At 68.9% G+C, this 20,877-nt stretch carries 19 protein-coding genes; 12 read left to right on the top strand and 7 right to left on the bottom strand.

The genetic code is table 11. From position 1 onward, the window contains the following. On the bottom strand, window positions 1–828 hold the full coding sequence (locus D3226_RS08300) for an SDR family NAD(P)-dependent oxidoreductase (RefSeq protein WP_202382050.1): 828 nt from the start codon (window positions 826–828) through the stop codon (window positions 1–3). A gap of 211 nt (window positions 829–1,039) precedes the next feature. Between D3226_RS08300 and D3226_RS08295 the strand changes: the two genes are divergently transcribed. Together D3226_RS08295 and D3226_RS08290 are read left to right on the top strand one after the other, a co-directional pair. Beyond that, a complete protein-coding gene (locus D3226_RS08295) occupies window positions 1,040–2,701 on the top strand; it encodes an amidohydrolase (RefSeq protein ID WP_202382049.1) in 1,662 nt (553 codons plus the stop codon). Then, window positions 2,698–3,015, top strand: a complete 318-nt coding sequence (locus D3226_RS08290) for an EthD family reductase (protein WP_337248937.1) — start codon at window positions 2,698–2,700, stop codon at window positions 3,013–3,015. Before D3226_RS08295 ends, D3226_RS08290 begins: the two co-directional genes overlap by 4 nt. A 90-nt stretch (window positions 3,016–3,105) precedes the next feature. On the opposite strand, the gene D3226_RS08285 is transcribed toward D3226_RS08290, so the two are convergent. Then, complete coding sequence (locus D3226_RS08285; RefSeq protein WP_202382048.1) at window positions 3,106–4,701, bottom strand: GMC family oxidoreductase; 1,596 nt, start codon at window positions 4,699–4,701, stop codon at window positions 3,106–3,108. 201 nt (window positions 4,702–4,902) lie between these two features. Here D3226_RS08285 and D3226_RS08280 point away from each other — a divergent pair, with 201 nt between their 5' ends. After that, the gene (locus D3226_RS08280; protein WP_202382047.1) at window positions 4,903–5,499 is read left to right on the top strand and encodes a TetR/AcrR family transcriptional regulator; all 597 of its coding nucleotides are present in this window, start codon (window positions 4,903–4,905) and stop codon (window positions 5,497–5,499) included. On the opposite strand, the gene D3226_RS08275 is transcribed toward D3226_RS08280, so the two are convergent. Genes D3226_RS08275 through D3226_RS08265 form a run of 3 tightly spaced genes read right to left on the bottom strand, consistent with a single transcriptional unit; the run spans window position 5,500 to window position 8,627 of the window. Further along, the gene (locus tag D3226_RS08275) at window positions 5,500–6,588 is read right to left on the bottom strand and encodes a phosphotriesterase family protein (protein WP_237462577.1); all 1,089 of its coding nucleotides are present in this window, start codon (window positions 6,586–6,588) and stop codon (window positions 5,500–5,502) included. Between the two features lie 14 nt (window positions 6,589–6,602). Next, window positions 6,603–7,643: an amidohydrolase family protein gene (locus D3226_RS08270; protein ID WP_202382045.1), complete on the bottom strand. Its 1,041-nt coding sequence runs from the start codon at window positions 7,641–7,643 to the stop codon at window positions 6,603–6,605. Between the two features lie 9 nt (window positions 7,644–7,652). Next, window positions 7,653–8,627, bottom strand: coding sequence for a methyltransferase (locus D3226_RS08265; protein ID WP_202382044.1), 975 nt, complete (start codon window positions 8,625–8,627; stop codon window positions 7,653–7,655). Window positions 8,628–8,820: 193 nt separating this feature from the next. Here D3226_RS08265 and D3226_RS08260 point away from each other — a divergent pair, with 193 nt between their 5' ends. Beyond that, a complete protein-coding gene (locus D3226_RS08260) occupies window positions 8,821–9,552 on the top strand; it encodes an alpha/beta fold hydrolase (RefSeq protein ID WP_202382043.1) in 732 nt (243 codons plus the stop codon). A gap of 61 nt (window positions 9,553–9,613) precedes the next feature. Here the strand turns inward: D3226_RS08260 and D3226_RS08255 are convergent, their stop codons facing one another. After that, window positions 9,614–10,618 (bottom strand): aldo/keto reductase, encoded by a 1,005-nt coding sequence (locus D3226_RS08255; RefSeq protein WP_202382042.1) that lies wholly within the window; start codon window positions 10,616–10,618, stop codon window positions 9,614–9,616. 133 nt (window positions 10,619–10,751) lie between these two features. Between D3226_RS08255 and D3226_RS08250 the strand changes: the two genes are divergently transcribed. Continuing rightward, the gene (locus D3226_RS08250) at window positions 10,752–11,495 is read left to right on the top strand and encodes an SDR family NAD(P)-dependent oxidoreductase (RefSeq protein WP_202382041.1); all 744 of its coding nucleotides are present in this window, start codon (window positions 10,752–10,754) and stop codon (window positions 11,493–11,495) included. A gap of 58 nt (window positions 11,496–11,553) precedes the next feature. Here D3226_RS08250 and D3226_RS08245 read toward each other — a convergent pair whose 3' ends face one another. After that, window positions 11,554–12,987, bottom strand: coding sequence for an amidohydrolase (locus tag D3226_RS08245; protein WP_202382040.1), 1,434 nt, complete (start codon window positions 12,985–12,987; stop codon window positions 11,554–11,556). Window positions 12,988–13,122: 135 nt separating this feature from the next. Between D3226_RS08245 and D3226_RS08240 the strand changes: the two genes are divergently transcribed. The 7 genes from D3226_RS08240 to D3226_RS08210 all read left to right on the top strand — a co-directional run bounded on the left by D3226_RS08240 (window position 13,123) and on the right by D3226_RS08210 (window position 20,595). Continuing rightward, the gene (locus tag D3226_RS08240) at window positions 13,123–14,241 is read left to right on the top strand and encodes a zinc-binding dehydrogenase (RefSeq protein ID WP_202382039.1); all 1,119 of its coding nucleotides are present in this window, start codon (window positions 13,123–13,125) and stop codon (window positions 14,239–14,241) included. Window positions 14,242–14,279: 38 nt separating this feature from the next. After that, entirely contained in the window at window positions 14,280–15,245 is a 966-nt protein-coding gene (locus D3226_RS08235; protein WP_202382038.1) for an aldo/keto reductase, read from the top strand. 2 nt (window positions 15,246–15,247) lie between these two features. Further along, window positions 15,248–16,324: an alpha/beta hydrolase gene (locus D3226_RS08230; protein WP_202382037.1), complete on the top strand. Its 1,077-nt coding sequence runs from the start codon at window positions 15,248–15,250 to the stop codon at window positions 16,322–16,324. After that, window positions 16,321–17,343, top strand: coding sequence for an alpha/beta hydrolase (locus D3226_RS08225; RefSeq protein WP_202382036.1), 1,023 nt, complete (start codon window positions 16,321–16,323; stop codon window positions 17,341–17,343). The genes D3226_RS08230 and D3226_RS08225 overlap by 4 nt, the downstream gene beginning before the upstream one ends. Continuing rightward, window positions 17,340–18,563, top strand: a complete 1,224-nt coding sequence (locus tag D3226_RS08220; protein ID WP_237462575.1) for a multidrug effflux MFS transporter — start codon at window positions 17,340–17,342, stop codon at window positions 18,561–18,563. The genes D3226_RS08225 and D3226_RS08220 overlap by 4 nt, the downstream gene beginning before the upstream one ends. A 159-nt stretch (window positions 18,564–18,722) precedes the next feature. Then, window positions 18,723–20,135: an aldehyde dehydrogenase family protein gene (locus tag D3226_RS08215; protein WP_202382035.1), complete on the top strand. Its 1,413-nt coding sequence runs from the start codon at window positions 18,723–18,725 to the stop codon at window positions 20,133–20,135. A gap of 73 nt (window positions 20,136–20,208) precedes the next feature. Continuing rightward, window positions 20,209–20,595 carry a nuclear transport factor 2 family protein gene (locus D3226_RS08210; protein ID WP_202382034.1) on the top strand — a complete coding sequence of 129 codons (387 nt, stop codon included), beginning with the start codon at window positions 20,209–20,211 and terminating at the stop codon, window positions 20,593–20,595. Window positions 20,596–20,877: the final 282 nt, after the last annotated feature.

Raw genomic sequence — 20,877 nt, 5'->3', positions numbered from 1 at the left:
TCACATCCCGGCGTGCTCGAACGCCACTGTCGGCAGGTCGACGATGTGCGCTCCACCATCCGCGACCAGCACCGAACCCGTCATGTACGACGACTCGCTCGAGCCAAGGAATCGCACGATGGAGGCAATCTCTGCAGCCTCGGCGGGGCGGCCAAGCGGCACATCACGCGTCACCGCCGCGTAGCCCGCGGCACGATCAACGATCTCCGGTGCGTGCGAGGCAAACTCGTCCATCTCCGCGTCGGCCATGGGCGTGCGTACCCAGCCCGGGCACACCGCGTTCACCCGCACGCCGCGCCGACTGTAGTCCCGCGCGAGCGTCTTCGTGAGTCCGATGAGCGCGTGCTTTCCAACGGTGTATCCCGCGACGGAGGGCCCAGCGAAGAGGCCGGCGAGGGAGGACACGATCACAATCTCAGCGCTGCCACTGCGTTCCGCGCTCGCGAGCAGGGCCGGCAGCGTCTCGCGGGCCATCACGAACGCGGTGGTGAGGTTTGCTGACATCGCGGCCGCCCAGTTCTCATCACTCGTCTCAGCCACCGGCGCAAAGCCGTGGCCACCGGCGTTGGCCACGAGCACGTCGATGCGACCCCAACGCGCGAGAATCTCGGCGACCGCCGCCGCAGCCGATGCACCGTCGGCCGCATCCGCCACAACGGGGAATGCGCCGGTCTCCGCGGCCACCGCGTCAAGCGGCTCCCTGCGCCGCCCGACGATCGCAACTCGCGCACCGTCCGCTGCGTACCGCGCCGCTATTGCTGCACCGATCCCGGTTCCGCCGCCCGTCACCACGACAACGCGTTCCTGCACCGATTCCTGAGTCGCCATGCCGCGCTCCCTTCGTCTTCATTGACGTTCACTGATCCCCTGCTTTGGGATGCTTCCATCCTGAGGGCGAACTCCCTGTCCGGGCAGAACTCGGCCCGCCTGGTCAACACCCCAGCACACACAGTCAACGCTTGTGGATCTTCCCCCCGCGATACTGGGGATGGAGTTGTCCGGCGCTGGGCCGCTCCTTCACGATCGAACGGAGTCACCGATGACCCACCCCGCCCCTGAACTTCTGCTCACCGGAGGACGCATCTACACGGTTTCCCCGGACGCACCGTGGGCGGAAGCGCTCGCAGTCTCGGATGGACGCATCGTTGCCGTGGGCTCGCACGCGGAAGTTTCGGCGCTTGCCGGGCCGGAGACGGAGGTGCGGGACCTCGGTGGAGCGTTCGTGATGCCTGGCCTCGTCGACGTGCACAATCATCACTTCCTCGCGGGGAAGGAAGAGCTGTTCGAGCTGCGTGTGCCGATCGGCGCAACTTTCGACGGGATCATCGACGCAGTGCGCGCGTACGCCAAGGGCCTCCCTGCCGATGCGTGGGTGGTCGGCGGCCCCTGGGCGAGCGACCGGCTGGGCGATGTGAACTCCGCCGCTGCGCTTGACCGGCTCGACGAGGCTGCCGGCGGCCGACCCGTCATGCTTGCCGACGACTCGCACCACAATCGCTGGGTGAGCTCGCGCGCGATGGCACTCGCCGGAATCGCGGCTGGCCAGCCCGGCGTACTCACCGACGCACTCGCCGGGGGCCGCGCAACGGGTGTGCTACTTGAAGCAGCGGGGCTCCCCGTTGCGCGCGCCCAGGAAGCCGCGGGTGGCCTCACCCCCGAGCAGGAGCGCGCGGCCGCCCAACGGGGCGTCGAGATCCTCAATTCATTCGGTGTCACCGCGTTCCAGGATGCGGGCGTCTCCACGCACATTCTCGAGGCGCTGCACGCTCTCGACACGGCCGGGGATCTCGACGCCTGGGTGGTCACCTCCCTGCTCATCAACGATGAGATCTTCGGGTACTCGGCGATCGGCGAAGAGCTCGTGTTCGACGGCGAGCGTTTCCGCACCGAGCATCATCGCCCCGACTTCGTGAAGATCTTCCTCGACGGCGTGCCGCCCACCCGCACGGGCGCGTTTCTCGAGCCGTACTTGCCCGATGACGCGCACGGCGCGCACTTCCATGGCGAGACGCTCTTGCAGCCCGAGGAGCTTGAACTCTGGCTACGCCGAGTCGCCGATGTGGGCCTCTCCGCGAAGATTCACTGCACCGGCGACGCCTCCGTACACGCGGTCCTGAACGCGGTTGAGGCGGTGCGTGCGGCTGGCTACACCGAAGCGCGCTACCAGGTGGCCCACGGGCAGTTCGTACATCCGGACGATATCCCCCGCTTTGCGACGCTCGGCGTCGCAGCAGATATCTCGCCCTTCATCTGGGTGCCCGGCCCGATCGTTGAAGCGATCCGCGAGGTCTTGCCCCGCGAGCGCGCCGATCAGATGCAGCCCAACCGAGCGCTCCTCGACGCGGGCGCCATCGTGGCGGGCGGCTCGGACTGGCCGGTGTCCCCGTCCCCCAACGCATGGGAGGGCATCCACGGCCTCGTCACCCGAGAGGATCCGAGCGGCGCCTACCCGGGGACGCTGTGGCCTGAGCAGGCGATCACGCTTGACGAAGCAATCTCCGCGTTCACAATCCGCGGCGCCGAAGCGATGGGGCTCGCGGACGAGACCGGGTCCCTTGAGGTCGGAAAGTCGGCAGACTTCGTGCTGCTCAATCGAGATCCGTTCGCGCATCCGGCGGCTGAGCTCGTGCAGACCACGGTGAGCGAAACGTGGTTCGCCGGCAGGCGCGTCTACGCGGCGGCTCCCGAGACGGAGGTGTGATCGTGCACAAGCTCGTCGTGCTCTACCCGGAGCCAACCGATCGCGCCGCTTTCGAGGCCTACTACCGCGAGACCCATCTCCCGCTCTGCGCGCAGCTGCCCGGGGTTCAACAGATCACCTTCTCGATTGGGATCACGGAGCCGGGCGCCGGACCGTTCTTCGCGGTGTTTGAGGCGGTGTTCGACTCGGCGACAGACCTCGCTGCCGCGCTCCAGTCCCCCGCGGGCCAGGCCGTCGAGGCGGACGTGCCGAACTATGCGACCGGCGGGGCCACCGTCTTGAGCTACGCGGTTGAGTCGCTCACGCCTGAGTAAAGCGTTCTTATAGCGGGGTCGATCAGCCCAGCTCTTCGCTCACCGCGTCTTCCGCGGCGCGCGCAGCGCTGGGCTGGGCGCAGGGTCCGGCTAGCGCTCCCCCGCAAGGATGAAGCGGGCACCCAGCTCACCGATCAAGACGGCAGGGGCGTTCGTGTTGCCCGTGGTGACGCGCGGCATGATCGACGCGTCAATCACCCGGAGGCCTGCGACGCCGTGCACCGCGAGCCGCGGCGAAACGACGGCAAACTCGTCGACCCCCATTTTGCAAGTGCCCACCTGATGGTGGTAAGTCGCGACGGTCCGCCGCACGTACTCGACGAGATCGTCGCCGTCGCCCACCTCGGGTCCCGGGTATACCTCGGTCGCGCCCCAGCCGCCGTCGGCCGCAGAATCGGCGAGCGCGGGCTGCCGCCCGATCGAGCGACACTGCCGCACCGACGCGACGAGCGAGGCCACGTCATCCTCGTGCCCGAGCGCATCGAGATCAATGTTGAGGGGGTCGTCGCTGCCCGCACCCGAGAGCGTGACCGATCCGCGCGCCTGCGGTGTGACGAGCCCCGCCATGAGCGAGAAGCCGTCGCCACTGCGGGGCTCGAGCGTCTCACCGTACATGGGCACGGAGAAGTTGATGGGCTGCGTGTCGGGACGATCGAGCTCGGGCCGGCTCTGCCAGAACAGGTGCGTCTGCGTCACGGAGACCCCCGACTGCGGTGGGCCCACTGGCGTGTCCGTCTCGAAGATGACCGGCGAAAGCAGGTGGTCGTGCAGGTTCTTCCCGACGCCGGGCAGATCGGCGCGCGGTTCGATCCCAATCTCTCGCAGTTCTGCAGCCGGGCCAATCCCTGAGCGAAGCAGCACCCGCGGCGAGTCGATCGCGCCGGCGGCAAGGATCACCTCGTCCGCGAACAGCTCTCGCACCGCGCCGTTCTGCGTGACGCGGACCCCCACGACGCGGGGCCCTTCGCCGGCAGCATCGCCAGCGTCGCCCGACTCCCGCGGCGCAAAGATCAGCTCATCCACGCGCACGCCGACCTCAACGGTCACGCGATCCCGCACTGGTTTCAGGTACGCCATGTAGGTGTCTAGGCGCTCCCCATCGCGCACGGTGATCTGTTGCTGCGAGATCCCCTCGAGCGAGGTACCGTTGTAGTCCGGGTTGTGCTCAAGGCCCTCTTGCACTCCCGCTTCGATGATCGACTGCTGGATCGGAGCGAGCGCATAGTCATCCGTGACGTCGAGCAGCCCGCCGGCCCCGCGAAGCTCAGACGCGCCGCCCGAGAAGTTCTCGATCTCGCGGTACACGGGCAGCACATCTCGCCAGGCCCAGCCCTCGTTGCCGAGTTCCGCCCAGTGGTCGAAGTCTTGCGGGGCGCAGCGCACCCAGATCATCGCGTTGAGCGCGTGCGAGCCCCCGAGCACTTTTCCGCGCGGCAGGTGCATCCGGCGCCCAGCTGCGCCGGGCTGCGGGGTCGTGTAGTAGTCCCAGTCGTCCGCGCTGTGCCACAGCTCCCCCATGCGGCTCAGGTCATGGATCGCAGGGTTCGTGTCCTCGCCGCCAGCCTCAAGCACGGTGACCGAGACCCCCGCGTCGGCGAGGCGGCGGGCCACCACGGAACCGGCGGAGCCGGCCCCCACAACGATGACGCTCCGGGGAACAGGGGAAGCGGGTGACTGAGCCGACATAGGAATCCTCTCCGACGCGGCACCATCGCACGCGTTTCCTTTCTGAGGCTGGCACGCGGTTGCGCCGTGCACGAGGGCGGGCGGAGAGGCGTGCCCGCTCAGTCAAGACCTCTGCGGTTTGCGACAAGCCGCCGCACTCAGGTGATCTGGGATTTTTCCGTCTACAATGGAGGATAACCAACGCCGGCGAGAGGACAGGGCATGCCCAAAATCATCGATCACGATCAGCGCCGCGCAGAGATTGTCGACGTGACCTGGCAGTTGATCGTGGAGGGCGGCATCGAGGCCGCAACGATGCGCGAGATCGCTGGCCGCGCGGGATTCGCGAACGGTGCACTCAAGCACTATTTCACCGGCAAAGACCAAATCATCCAGGGCGCCTACGAGCGCTCCCTCACGAGCCTTGGCGAACGACTCGTCGCCCACGTGGGCGACGCACGCGGAATCGCGGCGCTCGAGATGTTCATGCGGTACACACTGCCCGTCGAACAAGAGGATGCGACCGCCGCGCGCGTGCTGCTCTCGTTCTGGGAGCGCTGCGCGTTCAGCACGGAGCTCGCTGGCGGCTACGACGCCCACCTCGACAGCTGGCGCGAGGGGTGCCTGCGCTACCTTGCCGAGGGACGCGCCGATGGCGACATCCACTCCCCGCTCTCCGACGCGCAGCTCGCCGATGAGATCGTCATGATGAACATTGGGGCGACCGTCATTCGCGTGGTGAGCCCCGATCGCCTGAGCGCGGAGTCCCTTAACGCGCAGGTGACCGAGTTCATCGCGCGGCTGCGGCGCACGCCGTAGCTACGCGCCTCGCGGCGCGCGGAACGCGAGCACCCGGGCCGGATTGTCAACCATGATGTGCTGGAGCGCGCGTTCAGACACCCCGAACTCCGCGAGGGTCGGGAGGAAGTGGTCGACAATGTAGCCGTAGCCGTGGCCCCCGTACCGCCGCAACTGCACACTCTGACACACGTCGCCCCCGAGCACGAGCTGCGCGCCCCAACCATCGGCAACGAGCTCCGCGAACCCGCGGGCGACCCCGCGGTCGGTGAACGGGAAGAGCGTGCCCCAGGGGCTCCCCGTCGTGCCCAAGAAGTCCGCCTCGACTGTCACCCCACGCGCGAGGAGCCGGCGCGCGAGCGACATGTCATCGGCGATCGTGCCCGCGTGGCCGAAGACCACCCCACTCGGATCCGCGCCCGCGTCCTCGAGCGCGTCGAGCACCCGGAGTTTCTCCTCACCAAACCCGCCCATGTGCAGCGTGATGGGCGCGCCGGTGAGCGCAGCGGCGCGCCCCGCCGCACGGACGCTACGCATCTCCGCGGGCGGCACGGGGGCACCCTCGGCGCCCGCCTCGCCAATCACCCCGGCTCGGACGCCCGAGCCACTCGCGCCACCCACGATGTCAGCAACGAGCTCCGCAACGAGCTCATCGTCCGAGCGCTCGGCGAAGCCTCGCGGGTGGAGATCTTGCTGGTACCACCCAGACCCCATCACCACGTGCAGGCCCGTCGCGCGGCTGAGCCGAGCGAGCGCACGCGGGTCGCGCCCCACACCGGCGGGGGTGACCTCAACGAGCGTGCCACCGCCCTGCGTTGCAAACACCGAGACCTCCTCGCGCATCATCTCGAAGTCGCCGAGCACGTCGTTGTCGGAGTTCACTTGCCCGCGCCGCACGGCTGCCAGATTGTCGAGCGTCAGCGGCTGCTGCGCGGCTTCCGCCCACTCACCCGGGCGAGGGTTCTGCGAGTGCGCGGGCCGCCGGATGTCGAGGAACACGTGCTCGTGCATGAGCGTGGGCCCCAGAGCATCTGGCTGCACCTCCCCAAGCACCGTCTGCACGAGACCCCGTCGATCCGGGATCGCGAAGTCTTCAAGTGGGGTCGCCATGCGCCGCGGAAACATCAGTGGTCCTCTCGGTCAACACGCAAGAAGCGCGCGAGGTGTGCGCCGCCAACCCCATGGAGCAGTTCGGGCGAGGCGCCCAACACGCCGAGGTAGGGCAGAAACTGGGTGTGCACGAATTCAAGCCCGCCCCCGCCGAACTGGCTCAGGCGATGTTTGGCGCGTACCCCGGCGCTCACCATGAGGAGGTGCCCCACCCCCTGCTCAGCAGCGCGAAGTATGGCGCACGCGACGTCGTGATCCGAGACCACCGTCGCCACGCTGGGCACACGGCCAAGGTCGTCGAATACCGCCCCGGCACCATGCTCGCCAAGCAACTCGATGAGCTGGTCAAGCAGATCGGGATCGGCGCCCACACCGGGCACACCGGGCGCATGCACCGCTGCAATGAGTCCGGCGACGCCCGTAATCAGCACACGCGAGCCGAAAAGCCCGGCGCCGGCGACCCGCGCCAGGACGCGCCTGAGTTCCGGCAGCCCGCCCACTGGTGCGAGCGCGAGCGGCAGGTCCGCGGCGGCGGCCCGTGCCGCCGCTTGTTCGAGCAGCGCCGGGCTCTCGGCCGACACCGCCCCCACGAGGCCCGCGTCCGAGAGATCGGGATCCGTGGGCGAGGCGCCGCGGACGATCGCAACGCCGCTCTCACCACCCAACCGGCCGAGCGCGCCGGGCACCCGAGCTTCGCGGCCTACCTCTGGTGCCAGCGCAACCACCAGGGGCGTTCCCGGTATCACTGCCCCGTTGGGATCAGCCAGCGCGCGCACCCAGCGCCGGAGCGCCTCCCCCGCTTCCGCCTCACCCAGCGTCTCGTCGTCGCGGTTCATCGCGCCGAGCTGCAGTGCGCCGAGGCGGTGCATGGTGACGGGCGCGCGGTCGAATGCGGCATCGCTTGCGGGCGTGCCGGTGTTGCCGTGGCGGGGCGCCGGGACGTGAAGGAGCACCTCGGCCGCGAGCGCGGGTCCGATCGATGCGGCGTCGATCGGACCCTCGAGCGTGCGAATGAGTCGCGCGCGCTGCGCCTCCGCGGCGGGATCACTCCCCATGGCGCGCCCCTAGACCGCGGTCGCGACGAGCACGCGCGGGCTCCCGGGGAGCGACACGAGTCGCTCGACGGCCCAGCCGGTCTCGGCAAGCCAGCCCTCAACCTCGGCGATGGGGTACACAACCGTGCCATCGATGTTGAAGTACTCTCCCGCGTGTAGCGCATCGATGCTGCGCTGCGTCGCGTCTTCGTCGAGGAAGAAGTCCAGGAGCATCAGCTTCGCACCGGCGACTGCAGCGCCTCGCGCGGCGGCAAGGATGGCCTGATTCTGCGTCGCATCGAAGCGGTGAAGCACGTGGGTGAGCAGCACGAGATCATGCTCCCCGCCGGGCTCGGTGCTCTCCGTCTCCCCCTCTTCAACCGTCACGCGCGACGTGTAGCCCGCACGCTCGGCCTCAGCCGCGATCGACTCGGTGAAGCCCGGCGCGTACACGAAGCGGGTGGTGAGTTCCGGGTTCTGCGCCATGGCGGCGAACGAGAAGCCTGCGGCAAGCCCGCCGAAGTCGAGCGCGTTTCGGAAACTCGTGAAGTCAAACGCGGCGCCGAACTGCTCAGCGTGCAGGGCGTTGTACGTCATTACGCCCGCCATGAAGTCGCCCCAGCCCGCCTCGTCGAGCTCCAGCGTGCCCGCAGCGTCGGTGTCGACGGTGCGATCGTAGCCGAGCCACTGCGGGTAGCTGATGTCGTTCAGAAACGCGACGAAGGGAGACAGATCGATCTCACCGCCGCCGGCGAGATACTGTTTCGCGTCTTCAGCAAGGCTGTAGCGCCCGGCGGCACGATCGAGGAGCCCAAGGCCGTTCATCGCGTGAGCGAGCGTGCGCACCTGGCGCTCCGAGTGCTGCGTAGCGGAAGCGAGCCCCGCGAGATCCTGGGGTCCGTCCGCGAGTGCGCGAAACAGGCCGATACGGGTCGCGGCAGCGAGCTGCTTCGCGCCCATGAAGCCGATCGCGATATCGACGATGCGGGTGGGAGTAGCGGTCATGACGGGGTCCTTCACTGTCGTGGCCGCCCGCGTGCACGGGACGGCGGTGTCCGAGTCTTGCTGCCGAAAGTCTACGAACGTAGACACACAAAGTCCAGTGCACGTCGGGTTTATTTTCTACTAGCATAGAAAAACGCGATGACGCGGTACCTCCGCACTCCGTCCCCAGGCTTCGCCCACGAAAGGTTCCGCAATGACGCTTGCCGTACACCACTTTCCGCTCGACCACGCTGCCCCCGCAGCCGTGCCACCCGTGGCCCTGCTCCACGGCTTTGCCTCCTCATCAGAGGACGACTTTCTCGCGACCGGCTGGGTCGCCGCACTACACGCGGCCGGCCGCTCAGTCGTAGCGATCGACCTCCCCGGTCACGGTGAGAGCCCCGCCATCTCGGCCCCCTCTGCGGCGACCACAGGGGCGGTGCTCGACGCACTGAGCACCGCGCTCTCCGCAGCGGCGGGTGCCGGCACGATCGACGTTCTCGGCTATTCGCTCGGCGGGAGGCTTGCGTGGGACCTACCGGCCCGCACCCCACAGATTCGCCGGCTCGTACTCGGTGGGGTCAGCCCCAGCGAACCCTTCGCCGCGGTGGATGCCGCAGAGCTCGCTGCAGCGCTCGGCGGCGAGACTCCCGCGAACCCGCTGGTGGGAATGATGGCCGGAATGATCTCGGCCCCGGGCCGCGACACCGCTTCGCTCGCTCGCCTCATTCCCGGCCTCGCGACAGAACCGTTCACTCCCGCGGCAGCGGCGCCGCGGATCCCCACCCTGCTCGTCACGGGCGGAGACGACCCGATGACCGCGGGGAGTGACGCACTTCTCGCGGAGCTCGCGGCGGGATCTTTCACCACCGTACCCGGCGACCATCGAGGCGCGCTTGACAGCCCCGAGTTCCGCTCGGCCGCGGTCGAGTTCCTCGCGAGCTAAGCGTGCGATCGCGTGTGGCCCCGCGGCACTCACCACGGGGCCACACGGCGTCACCCAGAGACTAGTCGCCAGCGCCGGCCGGCGCCCACACACCATCGGCGCGTACCTCGCGATCCAGCCAGAGCTCGGCCGTGAGCTCACGGAGCCGCGCGGCCCCTTCGCGCTCCAAGAGCGCAATCGCCCCGAGATTATCCTCCAGCTGAGAGACACGCGAGGCACCAAACAGCACGTTCGCGGTTGCCGGGTTCGCAAGACAGAACGCGAGACCCAGCTGCGCGGGGGTCGCCCCAAGCGCCGTCGAGATGCGCTCCACCTCAGGGTAGATCGCCACAATTCGGTCTCGAATCTCGCCGACATCCGCACCGATCTTTCGTGCGGGCGCCAACTTGCCAACCAGGATTCCCCCCTCGAAGGCGTCAGAGGCCTGCAGCGCGAGCGTGCCATCCGCAAACCAGCCGCCGTAGCACCCTCCCTCCGCCATACTGCGGCGCACGAGGCCATACTTGAGCTGCGCGAAGCTCGGCGGCGTGAGCCCCTCTGCAGCGGCCGTGTCGAGGGCGAGCTGCAGCGCACCTGCTGGCCAGTTGTTAACCCCCCAACTCGCAAAGCTGCCGCGGAGGATCTCAGCGTGCACGTCGCGAACCACCTGCGCGATATCGATATCACCGAAAAAGTCCCCCACCACCACGGTGTCGAACGACTCGGGACCCCCGCGCCCCGCCCCAATCCGCTCCAGCGAAACATCCATCTGCTCCGCAAACCCCGTCACGGGATACTCCCAGAGCCACAGTTTTCCGCAGAGCTGATACGCCGAACGGTCGAGCGCCAGCTCACGCAGGGTCTCGCCGAAGAGGAGATCCGTGCGCGAAGCCTCGGCATGAGGTCCCATGTTGTAGTACGCCACGTCGAAGAACGCGGCCCCAACCTCCACCGCCCTCGTCACGAGCGCACGACGAGCTGGGGCAGCCATGCGATCCCAGATGTTCCAGGATCCGAGCGCAAAGACCGGCACCTCGGGGCCGTTCGGGCCCAGCGCTCGCCGCGGAACCGTGCCAGTGAATGTCATATCTGCCTCCTCGCAGCCGCGCCACCGCGGGTACACCTCGCGGTTCGCTCGTTTATTTTCTACAATCGTATAATATAAGGCGCGTTCCCTCCAGCCCTGGCCTGGGCTGACCACAAGACACAGGAGTCTGCACATGACTACAGCACGCACCGTTCTCATTACCGGCGGCGCCGGCGGAATCGGCCAGGCAATCGCCCGAGCGGTCACCGCTCACGGCGATCACGCCATCCTTGCCGATCGCGACATTGATGCGGCCCAGGTGGCGGCCGCAGAGCTCGGCGGCACTGCGCGCGCCATCTCGCTCGACATCACCGACCCGACCGCAATCGAGGCAGGCTTCGCTTCGCTCGCCGAGCGCGGAGGTGTCGACACGCTCGTGAACAACGCCGGCATCCTGTCCGTCCACGGCGCCGTCACCGACCTCGCGCCCGAGGCGTACCGCTCCATCCTGGAGGTCAATGTGCTCGGCACGTTTGCGATGACCCAGGCCTTCGCCCGCCACCGCATCGCGCTGGGTGGCGGTGGCAGCATTGTGAACATCTCATCAATCGGCGGCCGCCAACCCACGCCGGGAATGGGGGCCTACGAGTCCAGCAAGGCGGCCGTCGACTCCCTCACCCGCTGGGCCGCGATCGAGCTTGCCGGCCACGGCATTCGCGTCAACGCCGTGGCCCCGGGCCCCGTGCTCACTCCCATGCTCGAGCAAGGTATGCCCGAGGGCTCACCCGCGCGCGCCGCATGGGCCAGCCGGATCCCGCTCGGCGACCTTGCACGCGTTGAGCAGGTCGCCGATGCGGTGAGCTATCTCGCCAGCGAAAAGGCCGCCCACATCACCGGGGTGAGCCTGCCCGTCGATGGCGGGCAGCTGCTCACCTAAGGCCCCGAAGCAATGCGTGCGGCCCGAGACCGGCTCGCCGGTCCGGGCCGCACGCAAGCTAGGCACCGCGCTCGAACACCACGCGCCCGGCGAGCACCGTGGCATCCACTGCCACACCGGGCAAGCCCTCCGCGCCAACCACGAAGGGATCACGCTCGAGCACCACAAGGTCAGCGACCATTCCCGCCTCCAGCGCGCCCTTCCACTGCGCCGCGCGATCCTGCGCCGCGGGAATGGAGGTGTAGCAGCGCAGCCACCCCGCAAGACGTTCGTGCTTCGCCGCCGCATCAGCCGAGCCGCCCGTCGCGAGCACCCGCGCCTCCGCGTCGGCGATTCCGCGCCGCCAATCAAAGTCCAGCACGGGAGCATCTGAGGAGAGCACCAGCACCCCAGCGCGACGTGCCACCTCGAGCGGCCAGGCCAAATTCGCCACCTCCGCGCCGAGCGCACCAGCGAGCCACTCCCCCGTGCGCGCAGCGATGCCCGCCTGCGTGTTCAGCCATACACCGAGCCGGGACATTCGCGCCACCTGCTCCGCCGAGACCAGGTCACCGTGAATGATGACATGTCCGAGCTCGCGCACGCTCGGCGCCCCCGACTCCGCTGCCGCAGCCTCGAACGCATCGAGCGCAAGCTCGATCGCGCGATCGCCGGTGGCATGGAGGCCGACCTGCAGGCCCGCGCGGTGCGCCGCCTGGAGCATCTCGCCGAGCCCCGCAGCCTTCGCGTCGATTCCCTCGCCCACCACCAAGAGGTCTCCGTGGGTCCCGTCGTCGTAGCTGTGCGTCGTCCAGGCCTGACGGGTGAGCGGAATGAGGTCGCCGAAAATCTTGACGCCGGGAACCGCGAACCACTCGGGGTCGCTCTCGCCCGCAAGCTCGCCGTGCCGCGCAATCCCCGCGCACACCGTAGCCACCTCGCTCGGCCCATCGAGCACCCCGTGGAGCGCGAGGAGCGTGACGCGTTGGCGCAACTCGCCTGCCGCCGCGAGCTCACGATAGATGTCGATCACCTCTGTGTGGAAGCTGCCGGTCTCCCCCGCGTCCTCCCCCGGACCGATGCCGGGCTCGGTGTAGCTCGTCACCCCGAGCTCCGAGAGCAGTTCGCCCGCCCGGAGAATGGCGGCGCGGCGCTCCGCGCGAGTGCGCACGAGTGGGCCGGCCGCCGGGGCAGCGAGCGCATCACCCTCCGCATCGGCCGCGGCGCCCGGATCCCCAAACAGAGTGTGCGGCCACCGCGCACCCAGCCAGGAGCCGTGTAGGTGCGAGTCATTGATTCCCGGGAGCACTGCGCGGCCCCCAAGCTCAACCACGCGAGTGTGCGGTCCGATCCACGTCGAGATCTCGGCATCACTGCCCACCGCGGCGATGCGGTCGCCCACAATCGCCACCGCCGTTTCGCATCGCGCGTCGGCGTCCATGACATGGACCACCCCACCGCGCAGCACGAGCTCAGCAGTGTCGCGCGGTGGGCGCAGCGCAGGATTCAACATCGTTCCCCCTTCGTTGGGACGGACCGGCGGGGTCAAGACAGCCCTCGCGCTTATGGTCAACGTGTGTAGAATAAAACCTACACGATCGGCGCCTCAGGCAACGAGGCCGCGCCGAATCCCGGATTGGAGACCTCAATGACGATTCCCACGTCCACCCGTGCTGCGGTGCTGACCACGCATGGAGCCCCGCTCGAACTGCAGGACCTTCCCCTTCCCCGGGAGATCGAGCCGGGCGCCGCGCTCGTGCGGATCACCTGCACCACGCTCTGCGGCACCGACATCGAGATCTGGGCGGGCAAGATGAGCTTCCCCGGCATGCTGCCCATGATGCTCGGCCACGAAATGGTGGGCGAGATCGTCGCCGTCGGCGAGGGCACCGTTGACGCACTCGGCGCCCCACTCGGGGTAGGCGATCGCATCGGCTGGTCTGAATCGGTCTGCGGCGAGTGTTTTGGCTGCACGGTGCTCCGTGAGCCCGTGGCGTGCGCGAAGCGCGGCTACGGCTTCATGCAGCGCACCGACGTGCCGCCCTACGCCACCGCGGGACTCTCCGAGTACGCCTACGTCACCCCGGGCGCCCAGAAGCTCCGGCTTCCCGCCGAGGTGAAGGACACGTGGGCCGCCGCCGCAGGCTGCGCGGCGAAGACCGTTCTCCGTGCGTTCGATCGCGCGGGAGGCGTGCGGCCCGGATCTCGCGTCGTGGTGCAGGGATCCGGCGCACTCGGCCTGTTTGCCACCGCGGTCGCGAGCATCTCCGGCGCCGGCACCGTCATCACCGCCGGCGCCCCCGCTGCCCGACTCGAGCTCGCGCAGCGCTTCGGCGCGAGCCACACGGTCGACATTGCGGGCGGTTCGGAGGCCACGGTCGCGCGCGTGCACGAGCTCACGAATGGCCAGGGAGCCGACCTCGTGCTCGACTTCGCGGGAGCGCCAAGCATCGGCCCCGAGGCGGTCGGGATGGCCGCGCAGCGCGGCACGATTGCCATCGTCGGGTCCACGGGTCCCACGGGTGACGCGTTTCCCCTCTCGGCGATCATGGGCAAGGAGCTCACCGTCGTCGGCTCGCTGAACGGTGATGTCTCCGACTACTACCGCTCGATCGAGTTCTTCCGCATCTTCGCCGACCGATTCCCGTGGGACGAGCTGTTCTCTGAGCCGTGCGGCCTCGATGACGCATCCGACCGCATCGCCAACATGCACGAGTTGCGCGAGGTCAAGGCGGTCATCGACCCGCGCCTCCCCCGCCGCGCCTAGCCCGCCCCTCGCGCCCCCAGTTCATGAAAGGACACGCAATGACGCACCCGCTGGTTCCCCACCGCCGGATCGGCACGAGCGCGCTCGAGACCTCAGTCTTCGCGCTCGGATCGTGGCATATCTATGACCGTATGCACTTCGAGGATGCCGTGCAGCTCGTTCGCACGGCGATCGACCACGGCATCACTCTGTTCGATGTCGGCGTCTACGCCGCCCCCGGCGGCCCGCCCGCGTTCACTGATGTGCTCTTCTCGGCCATCACCCGCGCCGCCGGAGTGGCACGCGACGACTACCTCCTCTCAGAGAAGCTCTGGGTCGAGGGCTGGGATGAGCAGACCGGCTTCCGCAGCCAGCTCGACGGGGCGCTCTTCCGCGTGGGTGCCGAGCACGCCGATCTCGTCATTCTCGGGGACCTCCGCCGCGACGACCTCGCGCTCCGAGACATCGTGCTGAACCTCGCAGAACTCACCGCCGACGGGCTCATCCGCGCCTGGGGTGTGAACAACTGGTCGGCGTCGAACGTAACCGCGCTGCTCGACATTGCCGATGCCGAGGGCGTCCCAGGCCCTGAGATCGCGCAGCTGAAATACAGCGTGTCGCGACGTTCGATCCCGGACGGCGAGCCGTTCGGGCGCGTATTCGCACGTGGGCTCTCGATGCAGGCCTCCGACGTGATGGAGGGCGGCTACCTCGCAGGGAAGGTGTCGACCGAGCGCGAAGTGGGGCGCGATCCCGGCGGAATCCGACAGCGCATCATCGACGACGTTCCCGGTTTCGTCGCGCTCGCGGAACAGCTCGGCGCGACCCCCGCCCAGCTCGCCATCGCGTTCACACTCACTCACCCCGCCACCGCCACCACACTGTTCGGGGCCTCGAGCGTTGCGCAACTCGAGGCAAACCTCGGCAGCCTCGAACTGCTCGAGCGCGTCGGCGCCGCGGACATCCGGGCGAGCGTGGAACCATTCTGGGCCGACCGCGGCCTCGTCGACCCCGAAGGGCCGTGAACATGACCCAGCAGCAGACACCGTGCGAGGCACGGAGCTCGAGCACCGCGGGTCCCTTCGCCCACGGATCCCCGAGCATCCCACCGGTACCGTTCGACCCCGAAGTCGTCCCCGCGCTTGAGGCCCTCGCCACGAGCGGTGCCCCGCCCCTCACCCGCGAATCGCTCGCTTCGCTCCGCGGCACCGGGCCAGCGTTTCCCGACGGCGCCTCCGTCGCGAAAGCCCATGGCATCGCCGTGCGCGAGCTGCGCATCCCCGGGCCCACCGGCGCCCCCGAGATCGAGCTCACGGTGTTCTCGCCGCGCGAGGACGAGAACGGGGCCGAGGCCGGGGCCAACCGCGCCGCGCTGCCACTCCTCGTGAACTTCCACGGCGGCGGAATGATCGTGGGGCACCGTTCCTGGGAGCACGAGCGCGTGGCAGACCTCGTTGCGCGGCACGGCGTCATTGCGGTGAACGTCGAGTATCGCCTTGCCCCCGAGGACCCCTTCCCCGCGGGGGTCGAGGACAACTACGCGGCGACGAGCTGGGTCTCCGCGCACGCGGCCGAACTCGGCGGCGACGCTGCCCGGCTCATCGTGATGGGCGGGAGCGCAGGTGGCGGCTTCGCAGCGGCAGTCTCGCTCATGGCGAGGGATCGTGGCGGCCCCGCGATTGCTGGGCAGCTCCTCCTGTGCCCCATGCTCGACAACATGAACACGAGTGTGTCGAGCATGCAGTACGACGGCATCGGCACCTGGCAGCGCGACGCCAATCTGCTCGCGTGGCAGTGCGTGCTGGGCGACGCGCTCGCGTTTTCCGAGACTGCACCGGCGTACGCCGCCCCTGCCCGCGCGGATGACCTCTCAGGGCTCCCGCCCGCGTTCGTCGAGGTGGGGGCCGCCGAGATGTTCCGCGACGAGGACGTGAGCTACACGCGACGCATCTGGGAGACGGGCGGCGACGCAGAGCTGCACGTCTGGTCGGGCGGCTGCCACGGCTTCGACGTGTACGCGCCGGAGGCTGAGATCACGCGCGCGGCGCTCGCGAGCCGGGACTCGTGGCTGCGCCGCATCCTTGGCCGAGCGGAGGCATCATGACCGAGCACTCGTCTGCAGCTGAGCCGGACCCCGCAGGGGCGACACCACCGGCTCCCGCCCCCCACGACCCCGAGCTCGAAGCCGGGCTCGCGTTCTTCCTTGACCTGGTCGAACGAATTCCGCTCCGCGCAGACACCATCCTCGCAAACCGGGCCCACTTCGCCACGATCATTCAGCCGATGGCCGAGCAGGTTGCCGGGCGCGACGTCACGTTCGAGGATCGCCTCATCCCCGGCCCGCTCGGGGCGCCCGATGTCGAGATCACGATTGTGCGCCCGGCCGCGCCGCACGCGCTCGGCCCGCGCCCCGCGGTGCTTGGCATTCACGGCGGCGGGTATGTGCTCGGCACTCGCTTCTTCGGCACGGGCGAACTCATCGAGCTCGCCGAGCAATACGGCGTGATCGGGATCGCGGTCGAGTATCGGCTCGCCCCCGAGCATCCCGCGCCAGCCGCGGCCGAGGACTGCTACGCGGCGCTCGTGTGGCTCGCGGAGCACGCAGCGGAGCTCGGCGTCGATCCCGATCGCATCGTGGTTTCTGGCACCTCAGCCGGCGGCGGGTTGACTGCAGCCGTCGCGCTCCTCGCGCGCGATCGCGGCGGGCCGGGGATCGCGGGACAGCTCGTCAACACCCCCATGATCGACGACCGCAATGACACGGTCTCCGCGCGGCAATACGACGGCTTCGGTGCGTGGGATCGAAACAACAACCACACCGGGTGGACTGCGGCGCTCGGAACCGATCGTGGCGCCGCCGAGGTCTCCGCGTACCGCGCCCCCGCGCGGGCGGCCGACCTGTCGGGGCTCCCGCCAGCGTTTCTGGAGGTCGGGTCTGCGGAGGTGTTCCGTGACGAAACCGTCGCATACGCCACGCGCATCTGGGCGGCCGGCGGCGAGGCTGAGCTCCACGTGTGGGCGGGCGCCTACCACGGCTTCACCGGATTCTCCCCCGACGCTGAAGTCTCACGCGCCGCGAACGCTGCGCGCGCGAGCTGGTGGCGCCGGATCCTCACGCGATGAGCGGGGCAGGATCCGCCGCGGCGGGGCGCCCCATGAGCCTCCTGCGCATCACCCTCGTACTCGGGGCGCTCGAGGCATTCGGTCCGCTCTCCATGGATCTCTACCTGCCGCAGCTCCCCCAGCTTGCCCACTCCCTCGGCACGAGCGATGCGCTGGCGCAGGCCACGATGTCGGTGTGCATGATCGGCCTGGGGCTCGGGCAGCTCCTCGCCGGCCCGCTCTCCGACCGCTTCGGCAGGAAGCGGCCGCTCGTGGTCGGCGTGGTGCTGTTCGCGGTACTGTCCGCAGTGTGCGCGTTCGCGCCCTCAATTGAGGTGTTGCTCGCCGCACGGCTCCTGCAGGGGGTCGCGGGTTCCGCGGGCGTCGTCATTTCGATGGCGGTGGCGCGCGACCTCTTCCACGGCGTCGAACTCTCACGCATGCTCTCGCTGCTCGCGCTCGTCACGTCGCTCACGCCCATCATCGCGCCGGTCATCGGCGGGCAGCTCGCCCGCTTCATGGACTGGCGCGGGATCTTCCTCGTGCTCGCCGGTGTGGGTGTGGTGCTCGTATTCGTCGCACAGTTTGGACTCCGGGAGACGCTCACGACGGGTCGGCACTCCGGCGGCGTGCTGCGCACTACCGTGAGCCACGCGGGTGCGGTGCTGCGCGACCCCCTGTTCGTGGCGCTCATGGTCGCCGCCTGCCTCGGGGGCGCGGCATTCTTCTCGTACCTGTCGATGTCGAGCTTCGTGCTGCAGGGCCAGTTCGGGCTCACCCCGCAGCTGTTCAGCGTCGTGTTCGCCGTCAACGCGCTCGCGCAGCTCGGCGGCGCGCAGCTCAGCCGAGTCTTCGTGCAGCGTTTCGGCACCGCACGCATGTATCTGATCGGCCAGGTCGCGGGGGCGCTCGCGGCGCTCGCGCTCGCGATCGCAACGATCTCAGGGGCACCCGCCCTCACGGTGATCGTGCTCCTCGCCCTCTTCCTAGGGGCGGCCGGGCTGGGCGGCCCCAACGGGACCACGCTGGCGCTCGGTGGACACGGCTCGCGCGCTGGCACCGCGTCCGCGCTCCTCGGGATGGCGACGTTTACCGCGGGGGCGGTGGCCGCGCCGGTCGTGTCGGCGCTCGCCGGCACCTCCGCGCTCACGATGGTCGTCAGCATCGCCGCGGGTGCAACGGGCGCCGCGCTTGTTGCGGTCTGCGTGGTGCGCCGACTCGCTCCCCGCGATGTGGGATGAGTGTCCGCGCGCTCCGCGATCCCAATCTCTGGCGCGATCTGGGCCAGCATGCGGTCCGAGTGGTCACGCACAGACAACCGCAGTACCGTCCGAGTCAAGCACAGGGGCGCGCGGCGCGCGTAGCCTGAGACTACCTACCGGACTCGAAGTGGAGGATCCATGGAAACCTACGACAGCCTGCTTGCGGCCATCACCCCGAGCTCGGGCGAGACCCGCGAGGTCTTTGACCCCGCGACCGGCGAGCTGATCGGCACCGCACCCGTGCAGGACGTCGCGGCGCTCGAAGCGGCCATCGACCGAGCCGAGGCTGCGCAGCCGGCATGGGCGGCGCTTCCCGATGCCGAGCGCAGCGCCATCCTGCACCGCGTCGCCGATGCGATCGAGGCGTCGGCCGAACCGCTCGCCGAGCTGCTCTCGCGCGAGCAGGGCAAGCCACTCAACGGCCCCAACGCGCGGTTCGAGGTGGGCGGTTGCGTCGCGTGGACGCGCACCCCGGCTGACACCCCGCTGCCCGTTGAGGTGCTCGTCGACGACGAGTCCGGGTATGCCGAAATGCACTACCGCCCCCTCGGCGTGGTCGGCGCGATCTCACCGTGGAACTGGCCCATGATGATTTCGATCTGGCAGATTGTGCCCGCGCTGCGCATGGGCAACACTGTGGTGATCAAGCCGGCCGAGACCACCACGCTTTCCGTGGTCGCGCTCGTCGCCGTGATGAATCAGGTGCTGCCGGAGGGCGTACTCAACATCGTGCCCGGCCCCGGCCGCACCGTCGGCGATGCGCTGACCCGCAGCCCGAAGATCGGCAAGATCATGTTCACGGGTTCGACGCCTGTTGGCAAGCGGATCATCGAGGCCTCCGCGGCGAATGTCACACGCCTCACCCTTGAGCTGGGCGGAAACGACGCGGGCATCGTGCTGCCCGATGCCGATCCGAAGGCTATCGCGGAGGATCTGTTCTGGGGTGCGTTCATCAACACCGGGCAGACCTGTGCGGCACTCAAGCGTCTCTACGTGCACGACTCGATCTACGACGCCGTTGTCGACGAGCTCGCGAAGGTCGCGGCCGCGGTGCCGATGGGTGTGGGGCTTGACGAGCAGAACGTGCTCGGCCCGCTGCAAAACCGGGCGCAGTTCGACGTGGTCGATCAGCTCGTCGAATCCGCAAAGGCGTCTGGCGCTCGCGTGGTGCTCGGCGGCGATCCCGATCGCGAGGCCGTTGGGAACTTCTACCCCACGACACTCATCGCCGACATCGATCCGCACCAGGAGCTGGTACTCGAGGAGCAGTTCGGCCCGGCGCTGCCCATCATTCGGTACTCCGACGTTGACGAGGCCGTGCGCCTCGCGAACGAGCTCGAGGTGGGCCTGGGCTCCTCCGTCTGGTCCAGCGACCGCCAGCGGGCGCTCGCGGTGGCTGCGCGCCTCCAGGCCGGCACCACCTGGATCAACTCGCATGGCGGGCTGCACCCGATGATCCCCTTCGGCGGGGCGAAGCAGTCGGGATACGGCCGCGAGTTCGGTGTCGAGGGCCTGAAGGCCGTCGCCGAGCCGCACGTGATCAGCGGCTAGTTTCTTTTCCCAGGTGCGGGCGCGGCCAGGAGGTCGCGCCCGCACAGCTGTATCGACACACGAGGAGCGCAACATGTCGCAGGAATCATCGTCCCCCCAGAATGCCGCGGAGGCCGCAGTTCGCGCAGCAGTGCAGCGCTACGTCGACGGGTGCGTTGCCGCAGACCCCGCGGCGGTGCGCGATGCGTTCAGCGCGGACGCCGTGATGTGGGGTTACCTAGGCCCCGACTACGTCACGATGAGCGGTGCCGACTTCGCCGCGAACGTGATCGCGACGGCCGCGCCCGCGGGAGCGGAGTACCGTGCGGAGATCCACGGGATTGTCGTGACGGGCAGTATCGCGCACGCGGTGCTCGATGAGCGCCAGTTCCTCGGCGCCAACTTCCGCAATCACTTCGGACTGGTTCTGCGCGATGGCGAGTGGCGTATTGCGAGCAAGGTGTTCACAACCGTCGACTAGCCCACCGGCGGGCTCCGGTTGCGGCTCGATCGCTGTGGCCGCTCGCCCGGGTGCGCTCACCGAGTACTCGAGTCGGTAAATCTCGGCTGGCGCGCCCGCAAGAACCCGTTCGCGCATCTCAGCCTCGAGTGCCTCGAGCTGCTCAAGCTCGGCAAGGGTCTTCTCGGCGCGCTCGCTGAGCTCCAGGTACTCGGGATCAATGACCCCGTCCTCGCGGAGCACACAGGTGACGTGCGCTTCCCCCGCGCTGACCTCAAACAGGTATCGCGCGAGGGTGGCACC

The sequence above is a fragment of the Leucobacter chromiireducens subsp. chromiireducens genome, from assembly GCF_016758255.1.
GTDB lineage: Bacteria > Actinomycetota > Actinomycetes > Actinomycetales > Microbacteriaceae > Leucobacter > Leucobacter chromiireducens.
This window is presented reverse-complemented; position numbering and strand designations above follow the sequence as displayed.